General features: G+C 70.0%; 16 protein-coding genes. 8 read left to right on the forward strand and 8 right to left on the reverse strand.

Annotated elements, in window-relative coordinates; genetic code table 11:
• Positions 1–118: 118 nt before the first annotated feature.
• Complete coding sequence (locus G4D85_RS11825; protein WP_164011215.1) at positions 119–409, forward strand: hypothetical protein; 291 nt, start codon at positions 119–121, stop codon at positions 407–409.
• A gap of 9 nt (positions 410–418) precedes the next feature.
• On the opposite strand, the gene G4D85_RS11830 is transcribed toward G4D85_RS11825, so the two are convergent.
• Entirely contained in the window at positions 419–793 is a 375-nt protein-coding gene (locus tag G4D85_RS11830; RefSeq protein WP_164011217.1) for a hypothetical protein, read from the reverse strand.
• A 328-nt stretch (positions 794–1121) separates the two neighbouring features.
• Here G4D85_RS11830 and G4D85_RS11835 point away from each other — a divergent pair, with 328 nt between their 5' ends.
• From G4D85_RS11835 to recF, 3 genes are all read left to right on the forward strand, one after another.
• Positions 1122–3050 (forward strand): sensor histidine kinase, encoded by a 1929-nt coding sequence (locus tag G4D85_RS11835; protein ID WP_240359218.1) that lies wholly within the window; start codon positions 1122–1124, stop codon positions 3048–3050.
• A gap of 90 nt (positions 3051–3140) precedes the next feature.
• Positions 3141–3584 (forward strand): OsmC family protein, encoded by a 444-nt coding sequence (locus tag G4D85_RS11840; RefSeq protein ID WP_164011221.1) that lies wholly within the window; start codon positions 3141–3143, stop codon positions 3582–3584.
• Between the two features lie 115 nt (positions 3585–3699).
• Positions 3700–4836 carry a DNA replication/repair protein RecF gene (gene recF / locus G4D85_RS11845; RefSeq protein WP_164011224.1) on the forward strand — a complete coding sequence of 379 codons (1137 nt, stop codon included), beginning with the start codon at positions 3700–3702 and terminating at the stop codon, positions 4834–4836.
• Positions 4837–4839: 3 nt separating this feature from the next.
• Here the strand turns inward: recF and G4D85_RS11850 are convergent, their stop codons facing one another.
• Positions 4840–5232 carry a hypothetical protein gene (locus tag G4D85_RS11850; protein WP_164011226.1) on the reverse strand — a complete coding sequence of 131 codons (393 nt, stop codon included), beginning with the start codon at positions 5230–5232 and terminating at the stop codon, positions 4840–4842.
• Positions 5233–5641: 409 nt separating this feature from the next.
• Here G4D85_RS11850 and G4D85_RS11855 point away from each other — a divergent pair, with 409 nt between their 5' ends.
• From G4D85_RS11855 to G4D85_RS11870, 4 genes are read left to right on the forward strand one after another with little or no spacing between them, the layout of a single operon-like run.
• Positions 5642–6142, forward strand: coding sequence for a hypothetical protein (locus tag G4D85_RS11855; RefSeq protein WP_205525516.1), 501 nt, complete (start codon positions 5642–5644; stop codon positions 6140–6142).
• Positions 6139–6948 (forward strand): MlaE family ABC transporter permease, encoded by an 810-nt coding sequence (locus tag G4D85_RS11860; RefSeq protein ID WP_420821702.1) that lies wholly within the window; start codon positions 6139–6141, stop codon positions 6946–6948. Before G4D85_RS11855 ends, G4D85_RS11860 begins: the two co-directional genes overlap by 4 nt.
• A 6-nt stretch (positions 6949–6954) precedes the next feature.
• Complete coding sequence (locus G4D85_RS11865) at positions 6955–7776, forward strand: ABC transporter ATP-binding protein (RefSeq protein WP_164011230.1); 822 nt, start codon at positions 6955–6957, stop codon at positions 7774–7776.
• Entirely contained in the window at positions 7773–9047 is a 1275-nt protein-coding gene (locus G4D85_RS11870; RefSeq protein WP_164011232.1) for an MlaD family protein, read from the forward strand. Before G4D85_RS11865 ends, G4D85_RS11870 begins: the two co-directional genes overlap by 4 nt.
• 3 nt (positions 9048–9050) lie before the next feature.
• On the opposite strand, the gene G4D85_RS11875 is transcribed toward G4D85_RS11870, so the two are convergent.
• The 6 genes from G4D85_RS11875 to G4D85_RS11900 all read right to left on the reverse strand — a co-directional run bounded on the left by G4D85_RS11875 (position 9051) and on the right by G4D85_RS11900 (position 17047).
• The gene (locus G4D85_RS11875; RefSeq protein ID WP_205525517.1) at positions 9051–9638 is read right to left on the reverse strand and encodes a TetR/AcrR family transcriptional regulator; all 588 of its coding nucleotides are present in this window, start codon (positions 9636–9638) and stop codon (positions 9051–9053) included.
• A complete protein-coding gene (locus G4D85_RS11880; RefSeq protein ID WP_164011234.1) occupies positions 9635–10648 on the reverse strand; it encodes an aldo/keto reductase in 1014 nt (337 codons plus the stop codon). The genes G4D85_RS11875 and G4D85_RS11880 overlap by 4 nt, the downstream gene beginning before the upstream one ends.
• Before the next feature lie 64 nt (positions 10649–10712).
• Positions 10713–12368: a PQQ-binding-like beta-propeller repeat protein gene (locus tag G4D85_RS11885; RefSeq protein WP_164011236.1), complete on the reverse strand. Its 1656-nt coding sequence runs from the start codon at positions 12366–12368 to the stop codon at positions 10713–10715.
• Between the two features lie 88 nt (positions 12369–12456).
• Positions 12457–13575, reverse strand: a complete 1119-nt coding sequence (locus G4D85_RS11890; protein WP_164011238.1) for a Hint domain-containing protein — start codon at positions 13573–13575, stop codon at positions 12457–12459.
• A gap of 120 nt (positions 13576–13695) precedes the next feature.
• Complete coding sequence (locus tag G4D85_RS11895; protein ID WP_164011240.1) at positions 13696–14886, reverse strand: cell surface protein; 1191 nt, start codon at positions 14884–14886, stop codon at positions 13696–13698.
• Between the two features lie 34 nt (positions 14887–14920).
• Positions 14921–17047 carry a hypothetical protein gene (locus G4D85_RS11900; protein ID WP_164011241.1) on the reverse strand — a complete coding sequence of 709 codons (2127 nt, stop codon included), beginning with the start codon at positions 17045–17047 and terminating at the stop codon, positions 14921–14923.
• Between the last annotated feature and the right edge of the window lie 47 nt (positions 17048–17094).

The raw sequence follows: 17094 nt of genomic DNA on the forward strand, positions 1-17094 counted from the left end.
CCCTTTCCCGTGCTCGGCCACACCATGATGGGGACCGCTCGGCCCGGCTGCATGGCGCTGCTGCGTCCGGAGCGGAGGGACTTGGACGCGGGCCTGCCTGCCCGCTCAGGGAGGGAGCATGGGAATGGACGTCAACCCGGCGAGCGAGGCCTCGGAGAAGGAGTACGTGGCGCCCCCCGTGGTGCGCGCCGAGCACGTGGAGGACTCCTTCACCCGCCTGCTGGAGCAACAGACGGCGAAGGTGCCCTCGCACGTGTTCCTCTTCGCCAGCTTCTGCTCGATGGCCGTCTCCCTGGGCTTCGAAGTCGCGGGCCGGGAGCGCGTCGGCCGCTTCGTGGGCCTGTGGGTGACGCCGCTGCTGGTGATGGGTGTCTACAACAAGCTGGTGAAGACCTTGGGGCCGCGCTGAGGCGCGGGCCTACAGGTTCGTCGGGTACGCGGTGATTTCGCAGTTGCGCAGCCGCACGCGCGTACCCGGCGCGGGCGGGGTGCCCTCCGCGGAGAGCATGACGACCGAGTGGCCCACGCGCAGGATGACGGTGCCATCCGCGTCCACGGTTTCGAGCGTCCCGTCGAGCACACCCAGCGTGGGCTCTCCGGCCTCGGCGGCGGACACCGTCTCCAGCTCCTCACCCCAGGTGAGTACCCGGGAGACGGCCAGCTCCACGTTCGTGAACTGCCCGCGCGTGGGCGGGTCTCCACGCCAGTAGACCCAGATGACTCCGCCCTGCGTCTTCAGCGCGATGCGCGGACCGATGTCTCCCTGCTCGAGCCTGATGACCTGGACCTCCATACGTGGGGGTTCTTGTAGCACCTACCCGTCCTGACATGCGCGCCCATGGTGCACAGTCTCAACGGCGCTACGACGCACGGCGCCGTCACACGAATGGAGCCGTCAGCCCGTCCAGCAGGCCTGCGAGCCAGCGGGCGCGAGACGCGGGGCCACGTATGGGATGACCCGGACTGGGCAGGGCCCCTCCGGCTCTGGTACGCCGTTGGATGTGGCGAAGACGCACAACGGTCGGGGAGCGAAGCGCGGGGCAGGCCGGAGCCGGGCCAGCCCGGGGCCTTCCCCCCGTGCGTCCTCCGGGACACGGCCGCTGCGCGAGCAGCTCGCCTCGGTGCCGGACCCGCTGGCCCTGCTGGAGGGCCTCTTCACCCACTCGCCGGTGCCGTATGCCGTCTTCACGGCCGACGGGCACTGCCTGCTCATCAACCCGGCCTACCGGAAGATGTTCGGCGCCGAGCCGCCGCCCGAGTACGAGCTGTTCCGCGACGAGCTGCTCGAGCGGCTCGGGTTCCTCGCGTACTTCCGGCGCGCCTTCGCGGGCGAGACGATTCAGACGCCGGTCTTCTGGTACGACGTGCGGGAGCTGGAGCACATCGAGATAAAGGAAGCCAACCGCATCGCCATCTCCTGCCACTGCTTCCCGCTGGCGCCGAGTGGCGCGGACGTCACGCACATCGCCATTGCGTACAAGGACGTGACGGCCGAGCTGTCGGCGCGCGAGGCGGAGCGGGCGGAGCGCGAGAAGCTGCGCCAGCTCTTCAACCAGGCGCCCGTGGCCATCACCGTCCTGCGCGGCGAGGAGCTGCGGTACGAGTTTGCCAACCCGCTTCAGCGGCAGTTCATGGGCGGGCGCGAGCTGGTGGGCCGCACGCTGACGGAGGCCATCCCCGACCTGTCCCCGGACGTCGTGGCGCTGCACCGCGGCGTGGTGGAGACGGGGGAGCGGGCCATCGCCAATGAGTACCCGGTGGTGCTCGACTACACGGGCCAGGGCCGCGTCGAGACGAAGTTCTGGAACATCATCTACGAGCCGCTGCGCGACGAGTGGGGCCGGGTGGACGGCCTGGTGACGTTGTCCTTCGAGGTGACGGAGCAGGTGCTGGCGCGGCAGGCGGTGGAGAGCCAGCACATGTGGCTGGAGGCCGTGCTGGACCTGATGCCCATGCCGGTGGTGATGGCGGACCCGCGCACCGGCGAGCTCACCTTCTCCAACGCCGCGGCGGACCGGCTCCACGGGAAGCGCCTTCACAAAGGTGTGCCCGCTCTGGCGAATGACGACGTGTTCCACGTCACGGACATGGAGGGCCGGCGGCTCGGCCAGGACGAGATTCCCTCCACCCGCGCGGCCCGGGGCGAGAAGCTGGACGGGATGGAGGTCATCTGGCACACGCCGTCCGGCCAGCACTTCCTCAGCATCTCCTCGGAGCTGCTGCCCGCCATGCACGGGCACCCCGCCTCGGTGGTGATGCCCTTCCTGGACATCACCCGCCTGAAGACGGTGGAGCGCCACCTCCAGGAGGCCATCCGCGCGCGCGACGAGTTCCTGTCCGTCGCCAGCCATGAGCTGAAGACGCCGCTGACGTCGCTGGGGCTGCGGCTCCATTCGCTGGCCCGCTCCCTCGAGGCGGACCCGGACTCCGCGATTGCACGGCGCCACAGCCGCGAGGTGGCGGCGATGAAGCGGCAGGTGATGCGCCTGGCGGAACTCATCGACGGCCTGCTGGACGTGTCACGCATCAGCACCGGGCGGCTGCGCATCCACCGCGAGCCGGTGGACCTGTCCGAACTCGTCCAGGAGATGGTGGCGCGCTTCGTCCCCGAGGCGGAGCGGGCCGGGTGCGTGCTGGAACTCCAGCCGTCGAACCCGTGCGAGGGGAGCTGGGACCGGCTCCGGCTGGAGCAGGTGGTGTCCAACCTGCTCTCCAACGCGCTGAAGTACGGCGCGGGCACGCCCGTGCACGTCCGTGTGGAGGAGAGGGACGGGCTTGCCCGGCTGTGGGTCCGCGACGAGGGCATCGGAATCGACGCGGCGGCGCACGCGCGCATCTTCCAGAAGTTCGAGCGCGCCGTGTCCGAGCGGCACTATGGCGGCCTGGGGCTGGGGCTGTACGTGGTGCGCACGCTCGTCGAGGCGATGGGCGGCACCATCCGCGTGGAGAGCCAGCCCGGCGAGGGCGCCACCTTCATCGTGGAGCTGCCACTCCAGCCCGCGGAGGCCCAGGTCCAGGTGCTCAAGGCCGTCCAGTCCGCCGGCTCCTGAGCCGCGCTCGGGACGGGAAATGGGCTCACGTGAAATGAGACGGCGTGGCATAGGCTGCCCGCCACGTTTCGACCTTCACGGAGGCAGGCCTTGCACGAGTTTCCGCTGCAGCTTCGTTGGGAGGGCTCCACCGCCTCCGAGTTCTCCCGGGACGCGGTGGCCAGCACCGCGGGCAAGCAGGACATCGCGGTGAGCGCGGCATCGTCCTATGCGGGCAACGACGCGCGGTGGAACCCGGAGGACCTGTTCGGCGCCTCGCTGGCCACGTGTCACATGCTCACCTTCCTGGCGCTGGCGAAGAAGGTGCGCCTGGACGTGCGTGGGTACGAGGACCACGCGACGGTGTCCCTCGACACGGTGGACAAGGTGACGCGCGTGACGAAGGTCCGCCTGGAGCCCACCATCCGCGTCGCGCCGGGGACGGACACCGCGAAGGTGCGGGAGATGTTCGAGAAGGCCCACAAGTACTGCTTCATCGGCCAGAGCATCACCGCCGAGGTGCTCATGGAGCCCACCATCGAAGAGGTCCGCTGAGGCGGGCACGCCAGCCCTCCTCCTCGTCACCCGGACAGGCTTCGTCCACGCCGGCTCGCCCGGGCGGTGAGATAGGTCCCCGAAGCGGCGCCGGGAAGGTTATACGGAGGGGGCCGTGCGCCTCCTCGCGCTCAACGTCCAGGACTTCCGCAACCTCCCCCAGGTCCAGCTCTCGCCCAGCGCCCACTCCACGATTGCCGTGGGGCAGAACGGGCAGGGCAAGACGAACCTGCTGGAGGCGCTCTACTTCCTGGCCACCCTGAAGCCGCTGCGCGCGGGCCGCCTGTCGGAATTGGTCCGCTGGGGCTCGCAGGGCGCGCGGGTGACTGGCCGCTTCCTCCTCAAGGGGGCGGAGCGGGAAATCTCCGTCGAGGTCGGCGGCGGCACGCGCCAGGCCTTCGTGGACGGGAAGAAGGCCGCCAGCCTGGAGGAGTACTTCGGCGGCGTGTCCGTGGTGGCCTTCACGCCGGATGACCTGGAGGTGGTGAAGGGCGGGCCGGACTCGCGCCGGGCCTTCCTGGACCGCGCGGTGTTCAACCGCTTCCCGGCCTTCCTCCGCGAGAGCCGCGAGTACGCGCGCGCGCTGAAGAACCGCAACCGCCTGCTGCGCGACGGCCACTCGGTGGAGGCCGCCTACCTGGAGGCCTACGACGAGACGCTGGCGAAGGCCGGGGCGCGCATCTACGCGCGGCGTCGCGCGCTGATGGCGGAATTGGCGCCGCGCGCGCAGGCGACCTTCGCCTCCATTGGCCGCACGGTGGACCCGGCCGTCTACGGCTACCACCCGGCGCACCTGGGCGGCGACTTCCCCACGGCCGACGAGGCTTCACTGGCCGTGGCGCTGCGCGAGTCGCTGAACGAGCGGCTGCGGCGGGATTTGGACCGGGGCTTCACGTCGGTGGGACCGCACTCGGATGACGTGTCGGTGACGCTGGGCGGGCGCAGCGCGCGGGCCTACGCGAGCCAGGGACAGCAGCGGGCGCTGGTGCTCGGCTGGAAGATTGCTGAAATCGAGAACCTGGAGGCCTCCATGGGCTTCCTGCCGCTGCTGCTGCTGGACGACGTGTCGAGCGAGCTGGACCCGGAGCGCAACGCGTATCTGATGAACTACTTGGCGAAGAGCGGCGCGCAGGTGTTCCTCTCCACCACGGACGGCTCACTGGTGCGCGGCGCGGCGGCGGAGGACACGCTCTGGCTCTCCGTGCACGCGGGGCAGGTAGAGGTGCGGGGCGCGGAAGCCCCCGCTACCTGAGCCTCACGGCGTGACGCGCCGCCGCTGCCAGGGCCAGTGCATGTGGAAGCGCCGCGCCTGGGCTTGGGCCTTCGCCTCCTCGGGCCCCACGTGCTCGAAGAAGGGGAAGCGGAACTCCGCCCACAGCACGCCGTACGCCACGGCGAAGAGGAACGCTCCCAGCGCCAGCCACCAGGGAGTGCTCGTCGCCATCGCCACGCCGGTCAGCACCAGCAGCGCGATGGACAGGCCCAGCGACACCTCGCGCAGCCGCTTCGACTCGCTGAAGGCCAGGCCCATGGACACCAGCGACAGGGCGAGCATCACCCACGCCATCCAGTAGGACGTGCGCGCATACAGGTTGGCGATGCCCAGGAGGAAGAGACCGAAGCCGAATACCGCGAGTCCACCATCCATCGTGTCCTCCTCACCCGGAGCCGCCCTCGAGGAGGGAGAGAGAGCGAGGGACGGGAAGGCTCCTCGCAGGCCTCCGCGTCCTGTGCCCGGGTCTTGGATGAAAGATGCGAACCCGGGGGACGGCGGGCACTCCCCGTCACCCGCCGCCCGCCGCGTCCGACTGCTGACATGCCTGACGGACGCGGAAGCTCGCGCGGGCGGGAATGCGGTGCGCGAGGCCTGTCGCGAGCGGGGCGCACCCGCGAAGCGCGTGGACCTGGGACGTGCCGTGGGCGCCCACTGTCACACGCAGGCGTTCACGAGGTGTGACAGTGGACGTTTGGCCCGGTGAAGAACCTTGCAGGCGCGCTCCCGGTGACGCATGACTGGCCCGCACAGGGCCGGGAGAGACGACACGAATAACGGTGCCATGCCGCGGATGATGTGGGTGCTCCTGTGGGCCGTGTCCCTCGCGGGGTGCCGCCGTGTGACTTACGAGGACTCGGTGCTCACCAAGCCGGCCGTGCGCTACCGCGTGGGCAAGCTGCCCGAGCACTGGAAGCACGTGTGGCTGGAGGGCAACGACCTGGCCTTCTCCGAGGAGGGCACCGGCCGCGCGCTCTCCGTCAACGCCACCTGTGAAGGGCATGATGACCCGCCGCTGCCGGTGCTCACCCGGCACCTGCTCGCGGGCTTCACCGAGCGGCAGGAGGTGTCCCAGCAGCTCGTCCCGCTGGCCGGGCGCGAGGCGCTGCGCAGCCGTTACCTCGCGAAGATGGACGGCGTGCCGGTGCAGCTGGAGCTGGTGGTGCTGAAGAAGGACAACTGCGTGTTCGACTTCTCCTACGTGGCCCCGCCGGGGCTCGCCGAGGAGCGGCTGGCGGACTTCGAGACGCTGCTGGCCGGCTTCGAAGCGGAGCGCCGGTCATGACGCCGCCGGTGGAGGCCGCCGCCACGGCGCCGCCGGAGGAGCGCCAGGGGCCGGTGTCGCGCGCGAAGGAGCGCCTGTCGTCTCTGGGGGACCTGGCGCTGATGTCGGGCCAGGTCTTCAGCCGCGCGGTGCGCCCGCCCTACGACTGGCGCGCGCTCGTCTACCACACGGAGTCGCTGGGGGTGCGCTCGCTGCCCATTGCGCTGCTCACCGCGACGTTCGCCGGACTCGTCATCTCATTGCAGTTCGGCTACTTCCTGGCGCGCTTCGGCGTGCAGTACACGGTGGGGCGCGTGGTGGTGCTCACGCTGTTCCGCGAGCTGGCGCCGGTGCTCACCGCGCTCACGGTGGGGGCGCGCATCGGCAGCGGCATGGCGGCGGAGCTGGGAGCCATGACGGTGACGGAGCAGGTGGACGCCATCCGCGCGCTGGGCGCGGACCCGCTGCGCAAGCTGGTGGTGCCGCGCGTGCTGGCGTGCCTGCTCGTCATGCCGGTGCTCACCGTGTTCGCGGACGTCATCGGCCTGGTCGCGGGCGCGCTGGTGGTGAACATGCAGTACGCGATTACGTTGGACCTCTTCTTCCAGGGCGCGCTGGACGCGGTGCTGCTGGTGGACTTCGTGTCCGGCGTGCTCAAGGGCGCGGTGTTCGGCGTCATCATCGGGCTGGTGGGCTGCTTCAAGGGGCTCACCGTGGAGGGCGGCACGGAGGGCGTGGGCCGCGCCACCACGCAGACGGTGGCGATTACCTCCGTGTCGGTGTGCCTGGCGGACTTCTTCATCACCAAGCTGACGCTGTACTTCTGAGGCCCCATGCGTCTCGCCCGCCGCCAGGAGCCGCCCACCTTCGAGTTCCACGAGCCCGTGCCCGGCGAGCAGCTCATCCACTTCGAGCACCTGACGAAGTCGTTCGGCGCCAAGCGCGTCTATGACGACGTGGAGCTGGACGTGCGCGCGGGGGAGACGCTGGTGGTGATGGGAGGCTCGGGCACGGGCAAGAGCGTGCTGCTCAAGTGCCTCATCGGCCTGCTGCGGCCGGACTCGGGGCGCATCCGGTTCCAGGGGCATGACCTGGCGCGCTTCACGGAGGAGCAGTTCATCCCTGTGCGCCGGCACGTGGCCATGGTGTTCCAGGGCGCGGCGCTGTTCGACTCGCTGACGGTGGGGGAGAACGTGGCGTACCCGCTGCGCGAGCACTTCCCACACATGAAGGAAGACGAGGTGCGCCAGCGGGTGGCGGAGAAGCTCGCGCTGGTGAACCTGCCCGGCACGGAGGGGCTGATGCCGGCGGACCTGTCGGGCGGCATGAAGAAGCGGGTGGGGCTGGCGAGGGCCATCGCCACGGACGCGGAGGTCATCCTCTGGGACGAGCCCACCACGGGACTGGACCCCGTCACGACGCAGTCCATCAACGCGATGATCAACTCGATGAAGACGAAGCTCGGCTGCACCTCCATCGTCGTGACGCATGACATGGTGAGCGCCTTCGCGGTGGGGGACCGGCTGGCGATGCTGGCCAACCGGCGCATCCTCCAGGTGGGCACACCGGAGGAGATGCGGCGCTCGACGGTGCCGGAGGTGCGGGCCTTCCTGGACGCGCGCCGGGCGGAGCTCGTCCCTGGAGGCGCGTCATGAGCCTGTTCACCTCCGCCTCGGGCGAGCGCCGGCTGGCGCTGCGCGCGGGGCTCTTCGTGGCGGCGGGGCTGGCCGTCGCGGGCGTGGTGGTCTTCTTCATCGGCCAGGAGTCGCGCCTCTTCGAGCGGCAGGCCGTGTACCGGGCCTACTTCAGCAACGTGCAGGGGCTGAACGACGAGTCCCCGGTGTGGCTCGGCGGCCTGAAGGTGGGGAAGGTGACGGGCATCTACTTCTCGCCGGACCCGAATGACCCCCGGCTGGAGGTCCGGTTCCAGGTGTCCATGAGGTACACGGACCGCGTGCGAGGGGACTCGGTGGCGCAGCTCGCGAGCATGGGCGTGCTGGGGGACAAGGCGGTGGACATCTCGCTGGGCAGTCCCACGGCGCCGCCGGTGGAGCCGGGCGGGGCGCTGAAGTCGTCAGCGGGTGGGGACCTCTCGTCGCTGCTGAATGGGGCGGGGCAGGTGATGGAGAACTCGATTGCCATCAGCAAGACGCTGCGGGTGGCGGTGGAATCGTACGCGGACCCCGCGCTGGCGAAGGACGTGGCGCGCGGCATGTCATCGCTGCGGGCGCTGCTGGAGGAGGTGGAGAAGGGCGACGGCGTGCTGCACGCGCTCATCTACGACAAGGCCGCCGGGCGCGAGGTGCGCACGCTGCTGGCAAATGCGTCTCAGGCGGCGGTGCGGGTGGACGGCGCGGTGGGGCACCTGGAGGCGCTGCTGCGCGAGGTGCGCTCGGGCGACGGCACGGCGCACGCGCTCATCTACGGTGACGAGGGTGCGACGGCGCTGCGCGAGCTGGGCGCGGCGGCGGGGCAACTGGCGGGGCTCATCGACGACGCGAAGAAGAGCCCGAATGGAGCGGTGCACCAGCTGGTGTACGGCGACGCGAGCGGCATGTTCGCGGACCTGGGCAGCGCGGCGGAGAACCTCAAGACGATTACGGCCACCGTGGCCAAGGGCGATGGCACGGTGGGCGGGCTCATCAGCGACCCGACGGTGTACGAGGACCTGCGCGAGGTGCTGGGGAACGTGAAGCGCAACCGCATCCTCCGCGCGCTGGTGCGGTTCTCGGTGAGCAACCGCGAGGACCTGGAGAAGATTGGCGAGCCGCAGAAGGAGGAGAAGCCCGTGGCCGGGAGTCCCGCGGCACCACCGGCGGCGAAGGTGGCTCCGGCGGTGCCGGCTGGAGGGCAGCAGGCACCGGCTCCTGCTTCGGCGACTCCGCCCTCCGCGGCGGTGGCTCCTGCGACGCCTCCGTCGCCGTAGCCGCTACTTCGCCCCCAGCCCCAGCAGGACGAGCGCCCACACGCCTTCGAACGCCTTCGGCATCCCAGCGTCTCCCCACTCCGCCGCGTGCGCGGGGTTGTGGAAGCGCGTCGTCGCATCGAACACCGCCCGCGCCGCCGCCGTCGGGTCCGCCACCGTGAACTCTCCTCGCGCCACCCCATCCGTGATGATGCGCGTGAGCTGCCCCGTCAGCGAGGCCACATGCGCGGCAATCACCTCGCGCGCGTTCGCGACGAGCGCCTGGTACGTGGCGAACAGCTCCGGGTCATCCAGCGCCTTGCTCCGCTTGGCCGCAACCAACCCGTCGAACCAGCGGCGCAGGCGCTCCGGCGCCGGGCCCTCCGCCTCGGCAATCTCGGCGAGCGGCTCGGAGATGCGCCCGAGCCATTGCTCCGCCACCGCGTCACGCAGCGCCGCCTTGCTCGGGAAGTGTCGGTAGACACTGCCGTGGCTCACTCCGAGCGCACGGGCGACGTCGACCACCGTCGCCTTGCCAGGACCGAAGCGGCGCAGCACGTCCTCCGCCGCTTCCAGGATTCGCTCGGGAGTGAGGATTGCTTCCGTCATCATGCAGAAGTGCTCCGGCCACGCTCGCTGTCGAGCATCGCCATCTGGTGCTTGTCGTACCGCTCACCCGCCACCGCCTCCGGCGGCACCGCGCGCTCGATGCGCGCCAGGTCCTCCGCCGTCAGCTCCACCTGGAGCGCTCCCAGCGCCTCGGTGAGCCTGTCGCGCCGCCGCGCTCCCACGAGCGGGATGATGTTCTCCCCCCGTGACAGCACCCACGCGATGGCCACCTGCGCCACCGTCACTCCCTTCGACTCCGCGATGCCGCGCAGCGCCTCCACCAGCTTCAGGTTCCGCTCCAGGTTGTCTCCCTGGAACCGGGGGCTGTAGTTGCGGAAGTCCCCCTGCGCGCCCGAGCGCTCCTTCGACCAGTGGCCGCTCAGCAGCCCGCGCGACAGCACGCCGTACGCCGTCACCGCGACGCCCAGCTCCTTGCACGCCGGGAGGATGTCGGACTCGATGCCGCGCGAGAACAGCGAGTACTCAATCTGCAGGTCCGCCACCGGGTGCACCTTGTGCGCGCGGCGCAGCGTGTCCGCGCTGGCCTCGGACAGGCCCACGTGCCGGACGTACCCGGCCTTCACCAGGTCCGAGATGGCGCCCACCGTGTCTTCAATCGGCACGTTCGGGTCCACCCGCGCGGGGCGGTACACGTCCACGTAGTCCGTGCCCAGCCGGCGCAGCGTGTACGCCAGGAAGTTCTTCACCGCCACGGGGCGCGTGTCGTAGCCCAGCCAGTCCCCCTTCGGGCCTCGCAGCGCGCCGAACTTCACGCTGATGTGCGCGCGCTCGCGGGCCCGGCCCCGGAGGGCGTCACGAATCAGCAATTCGTTGGCGCCCATGCCGTAGAAGTCGCCCGTGTCGAGCAGGGTGATGCCCGCGTCCAGCGCGGCCTGGAGGGTGGCGATGCTCTCCGCCTCGTTCGTCGGGCCGTAGAGGTCCGACATTCCCATACAGCCAAGGCCGAGCGCCGAGACGCGAGGGCCGGTGGAACCAAGTGTGCGAGTTTTCATGACGTCCTCCAGTGGGGTGCAGCCACCCTTGTATGTAGAACGCACTGACAGATTTCAATATTTGTTACTTGTCCGTCTCTGGGACTTCTAGTCTATCCAGTTTTTCACGGTGTGTAAGACGCATGAGCCGCGAAGCCTTCGATGCGAGTCCGGCGGGGGGCGCCACCCTGAGGAGGAAGGCGTCCCGGCTGCCCTGGGGCTCGCTGCCCGTGACGAGCGCGCCCTCGGTGTAGCCCGCCACCAGGGCATTGCCGCACGCGTCCACGGCCAGGCCCGCGACGTGGTCGTCCAGAGGCGTCCCCCGCTGCCACACCCCCAGCAGCAGGCCCTTCGCGTCGAAGCGCAGCAAGAACACATCCCTGCCGCCCTGGTGGGTGAAGCCGGGGAAGCTGCCCAGGGTGTCGCCAGCGACGTAGAGGTCACCGTTGGGCGCGCGCGCCAGCGCGGTGGCCAGCTCACTGCGCGGGGTGCCCACCTGCCGCAGCCAGCGCACGTCGCCGGAGTCCGGCTCCAGCAACGCGAGGAAGACGTCGACTTCCCCCACGACGGGCACATCGGGCTCCAGCGCCAGCTGGCTGGAGCCCGCCAGCAGCAGCTCGCCCTCCGGCGTCAGCAGCAGCTCGTCCGCCTCGGTGCCGGCGGGCGCGAGGAGCGTCGTCCAGCGGGGCGTCCCCTCCACCGCGTCCAGGCGGCGGACGAAGGCGCCGCCGGGCCCCTCGTCGTCGGAGAAGAACCTGAACCCGGAGGTGAACACGGCCTCGCCGTCGGCCGTGAGCGCGAGGCCGGTCAGTCGGTCCGGGTTGTCAATGAGCTGGGAGCGCACCCGCCAGTCCGGCGACAGGGGGCCCTCGGCCGGCTGGAGGAACCGGGCCACGAAGCCATTCTCCGCGTCCAGCATCACGCGGTTCTGGACGAACAAGTCATCGTAGCCGGCGACCACCACATGGCCCGCGGAGTCCACCGCCACCTTCAAGGGATGCTGGGGGCGCTCATCGCCGTGCTGCAGGACGCTCAGCGTGTGGCCCTCGCCCGCCAGCTCCATGAGGAAGACGTCGAACTGGCCGCCCTGGGTGTGGCCCTCCAGCGTGCCGGTGGTGCGCCCCACCACCCGCACCGTGCCGCGCTCCCGGCCACTCACCACGTGCTCCGCCGTGTCCGTCCCCGGCGTGTTGATGTCCCTCCGCCAGAGGAGTCCCCCATTGGCGGCATACCGGCGCACCACCGCACGCGAGTCACCCGACGGCTCGATATTGGTCTCGCCAATGCGGCCTCCCGAGTACCCGGTGGTGTAGATGTCGCCGTCCTCGGAGACCCAGACGGACAGCGTCTCGTCGGCGCCCGCCGTTCCATCCTGATGGTCTCCCCGCCACGGCGAGGCACAGGTCACCGGGCCTGCATCCGTCTGGCCAGCGTCGTCGCCGCCGTCCACGCCGGCATCCACCTCGCCACCAGCATCGGCGCCGGCATCCACGCCCGCATCCACCTCGCCACCAGCATCGGTGCCGGCATCCACGCCCGCATCCACCTCGCCGGCGTCGTCCGTGTCACTCCCACTGTCAACAGGGTCCACCAGTCCCGGAGGAGGCGAGCTGGCACAGCCCGCGCCGAGCACCAGCAAGACGATGACCGCCAGCACCTGCCCGCGCCACGCGACGGTGACGCCAGGGACAGGCCCGTTGTTCTCATCGCTCACCCGCACGCGGCACCCCCCTGCCATCATGGCCTCGCCCATTCCCATATCAGACAAACGCCCGGGGCCAGCTGCCGGCCCCGGGCGCGCGCTGTCTCCTGGGTGGAGCCAGGCCGCACTACCTGGGCATCAGCTCCTCGGGCACGGAGCGCTGCAGGATGATGCGGTTCATGAACTGCACGTCCTCGTTCTGGTAGCGGGCCGAGCCCACCAGGAAGCCCTGCGCCACCAGCACGTTGGACACCTGGTCCCGGCTGACGGGCCGCAGGTTGAAGACCTTGCCGAAGTGCGTGGTCCGCTCCACGCTGGTGATGCGCTCCGGCGTGCCGTCCTGCCGCAGCAGCTCGTCATCGACCTTCAGGTCCTGCGCGCGAACCATCCGCCCCTCGCTGTTCACCACGGGGTGCTCGTTGGTCAGCCGCAGCTTGCCGCCGCCCGCGGTGCGGATTTCGTAGAGGACGTGCTCGCTGTTCCGAATCTCCGACGTGTAGCTGTAGACGCGGTTCGGCTGGAGCTGGAGGTTGTCGAGCGTGGAGTCGGGCGACAGGGTGATGAGGTCCTCACGCTGCTTCTGGATGGCATCGGAGATGGGGACCGAGCCCTCGCTGAACAGCACCTCCTGGTCCGGCGCGTAGCAGCTCGATTCGCAGTTGGCGACCACGTAGAAGGAGGTGCCCGTGTACAGGGTGTCTCCGCGATAGTCGCCGTTGGTGTCGCGGTACATGCGGCAGTCGGTGGTGTCGGTGGGGTGGGGATAGAGCGGGGTGCCGGAGCCCGCGGGCAGCGACGTCTCGAACGTCGGATAGATTGGCCGCACCCGGAGCGTCGTCGTGGGCGCGGGATTCCACTTGAAGAAGTTGATGGTGGGGCCGGTGACCTCCAGGTCCACCTTGACCATGGGCGTCGCCTCATACATCGCGGCCGCGTAGTAGTAGTTCACCTTGTACGCGTGCGCGTTGCCCGAGTACGCCCGGGTGGTGTTGCTCTCGATGTATTCCTTGGCCATCGTGAAATCGACGTTGAAGGTCGTGGTGGACAGCACCCACGAGGCCGCGCCTCCGGTGTTGGTCAGCAGGCCGCACTTGCGTGCCCACTCGGCACGGACGACGGCCTGGCTCGGCGTCAGGCTGTCGTCGTTGCAGCGCCACTCCTGCTGGTTCTGCGCACCTGCCACCGCGGGAAGCAGCGCGATGGCGGCCGCGCCTCCCAGGACGATTCTGGATACAGACTTGGACATGGTTTTCCCCTTCGGACTCGTGGACAGACTGCCCCCCTCCTGCTTCCGCGGACTGCAGTGGCGTCCACCGGACCTGCTCCGGCGGGCGCCACCCGGGCCTCCCTCGGGGTCGGAGGAGGCCTACTCCGGCAGCACCTCCGCCGGGATGGCACGTTGCAGCAGGAGCCGGTTGATGTGCTCCACGTCCTCGTTCTGGAAGCGGGCCGAGCCCACCAGGTAGCCCTGTGCCACCAGCACGTTGGACACCGCGTCGCGCGACACGGGCCTGACGTTGAAGACCTTTCCGTAGTGCGTCGTCTTCCGCACCTCCACGATGCGCTCCGGCGTGCCGTCCACGCGCAGCAGCTCGTCGCCGGCCACCAGCGTCTCCGCCTTCACCAGCCGGCCCTCGCTGGTGACGACGGGGTGCTCATTGGTCACCCGCAGCAGCCCCCCCGTCTCGGTGGAGACCTCGTAGAGGACGTGCTCGCTGTCCCGCGCGTCGGTGGTGTAGCTGGACACGGTGTTCCGCTGGAGCTTCAGGTCGTCCAGGGTGGCGTCCGGGCCGAGCGTCATCAGGTCCTCGCGGCCCTCCCGCGCTGCTTCCTGGACGGTGGCCTCGCCGTCGCTGAACAGCAGCCGCTGGTCCGGCGCGTAGCAACCCGACTCGCAGTAGGCGACGACGTAGAAGGGCCGCTCGGTCGTCTCGGTGACGAAGTAGCAGTTGTCCTTGCCGATTTCGGGTTCGCGCAGCGAGGGATACTCCCCGTCACACACGTAGCGCTGCGTCACCGTCTGCCAGAGCCCGGTGCCGTTCGGGGTGCTGTAGAGGCGGCAGTCGTTGGTGTTGGTGGGATGCGGGAAGAGCTGGGTGCCGCTGCCGGCGACGCCGGTGCTCTCGAAGGTGGGGTAGAGCGCCCGCACGCGCGGGACGGTGTGGGACCACTTCCAGTAGCCCGCCGTGCTGCCGCTGGTCTCCTGGAACACGGAGAAGAGGGGCGTCGCTTCGTAGAGCGAGCGGGCGTGGTAGTAGTTCACGTTGTAGTGGTGGGCGTTGCCCGTGTACGCGCGGCTCGTGGTGAGCTCCCGGTACTCCTTCACCGGCCCGAAGCTGGTGTCGAAGGCGGCGCCCGAGCTGTACCAGGACGACGCGCCGGCGGTGTTCCGCAAGAGGCCGCACCGGCGGGCCCACTCGGAGCGGGCAATGGCCTGGTCCGGCGTCAGGTAGTCGCTGCCGCACCGGTTCTGCTGCGTGTCCTCCGCCAGGGCGGCGGACGGCAGCAGGGCCAGGGCGGCGAGCGTGAGGCGCGAGGCGAGGCGGGGAAGGCGCATGGGGTGGTGGCTCCGTGGCATGGAGGGGTCCGGACTACTTCGTCTTCGCCATCAGGGTTCCGGGGCCGCGGTTCTCGGTCCACACGACGTGGTCCCCGCCCACCGCCACGCTGGTGAGGTTGAACGTCGGCGTGAAGACCGGCACGGGTGCGCCGCCGCCCACGGGGACGCGCAGGACGTTGCCCGGCAGCCCGTCCTCCGCCAGGTACACGTGGGTGCCGTCACCGGCCAGCCCGGTGATGTTGGCGCGCGTCAGCAGGGTGGAGACGGAGCCTCCTCCGCCCTTGGCCATCTTCCGGACGGCGTTGCCCTCCTGCCAGTAGACGCTGCTGTCATCCACCGTGATGCGCCCCGTCACGTTGGTGCGCTGGGTGATGACGTTGGAGGCGGCGCCGCCCTGGATGGACATCTTCCGGAGCGAGCCTCCCTCGGTCCAGAACAGGTTCGTCCCGTCCGTGGCGATGCCGCCGAGGCCGGTGAGGCCCGTGGCCAGCGTGGACATGGCGCCGCCGGCGACGGGCATCTTGAGGATGGAGCCGCCTGCCTCCGTCCAGTAGACGTGGGCGCCGTCCGTGGCGATGGCGAGGGGCTCGGGACGGTTGAAGGCCAGCAGCTGCTCGCTGCCGCTGTCGAGCGAGGCCCTCATCACCACGCCGCCCGCGCGGCGCTCCACCCAGTAGGCGAAGCGGCCATCCGAGGCCGAGCCGGCCAGGTTGAAGCGCGAGGGGGTGGTGAGCGGATGCTCCGTGTTGAGGAAGCCCTCCATCACCTGCTTGCGGAAGGGGATGAACGTGCCGGTGAGCGCGGAGGAGATGAAGAAGCGGTTGCCGTCCGGGCCCTGCTCGGTGAACTCCACGTTGTGGATGAAGCCCGCGGCGCTGGGGAAGCGCATCGTGCTGCCGTCCGGCAGGGTGCCCACGTCCACGCTGTCGCTGCGCTGGTGGCAGCCGCTGCACGAGAGTGCCTGCGCGCGGGCGACAATCTGGGTGGGCGTCAGGTCGCTGCCAATCATGTCCAACCTGTCCTGGATGTCGCTCCGGAAGCCGCTGGGGCCCGCGCCGAAGCGCTGCACGTACTCGTCCACGGCGTTGAAGGTGCTCGAGTCGCCCTGGGCGGCGTTGAACTGGTTCGGCACCGAGTAGTTGAAGGTGTTGATGTTGTTGGTGGCCAGCGCGGGCACCTGGTTGAGGAAGTGCTCGCGGAAGGCGGCGGCCTGCGGGTGCGTGGAGGCGGGGTTGAAGAGCTCGCCGAACGGGTTGGTCTTCACCGTCGAGGGGGCGAACTTCAGCGTGCACACCCCACCCGGGCACTGCCGCTGGAGCTTGAACTCCTTGAGCACCCACAGGGGCTCGATGAACACGTTGAAGCGCACCTGGCCGGCGCTGTCCGGGTTGAAGCCGTAGTTGTTGATGTGGAAGACCGGAGAGAAGCCGGGCAGGCCCGTGAAGTAGAAGTCGCGCAGGGCGGTGCCCCGGTCCGCGACATTCTTCGCGCTCAAGTCCCGCCAGAAGGACTGGACGGGACGGCAGCCGTCGATGCCCAGGTCGGGACGGGGGTTGGGCAGCGACGCCTCGAAGATGAGGAAGGCGCGCCCCGGGCCCCCCGACGTCTTTCCGAAGATGACGCGGTACTCCCCGCAGTGGGCGCCGCTGGTGGGCGCCAGGTCGAAGCGGTTGTAGAGGCCGATGGCCGAGTACGAGTTGAGGGTGGTGGGGCTGGCGGGGTTCGCCTGGGCGCCCTCCTGGGTCCTGCAGCCATTGGGAAAGCCGTTGAGCGAGCCGCCGTTGTCAGTGCAGTGCGCGCTCGGCTGCAGGTCCGGCTGGCCGGGAGAGGGGTTCTGCGTGTCCCAGAGCTGGCGGAAGAGCTGGGTGGCGTTGAGGCCGGTGCCACCATTCTGCGCGACGAGCTGCCCGAGGACGCCGGAGAGTGTGAAGTGCGCGAGGATGGCCGCGTCCGTCACCACCACGGACTTGCGGCCGTCCACCGTCTGCGGCGCCAGGGTCGCCAGGCCCTGCTCGCGGGAGGCCGAGGCCACGCCGATGCCTCCACGCTCGGAGTAGGGCGCGGACGAGGACTCCGCTTCCGCCGCTTCGGGCGGCTGACAGCCCACCCACATGACGGTTCCCGCGGCCAGCAGGGCGCGCGACCAGTGCTTGAACATTCAGGCCTTCCTTCGTCGGGGAGTCGGAGTTGGAGTCGACAGTGCTG

The sequence above is a fragment of the Pyxidicoccus trucidator genome (assembly GCF_010894435.1).
GTDB lineage: Bacteria > Myxococcota > Myxococcia > Myxococcales > Myxococcaceae > Myxococcus > Myxococcus trucidator.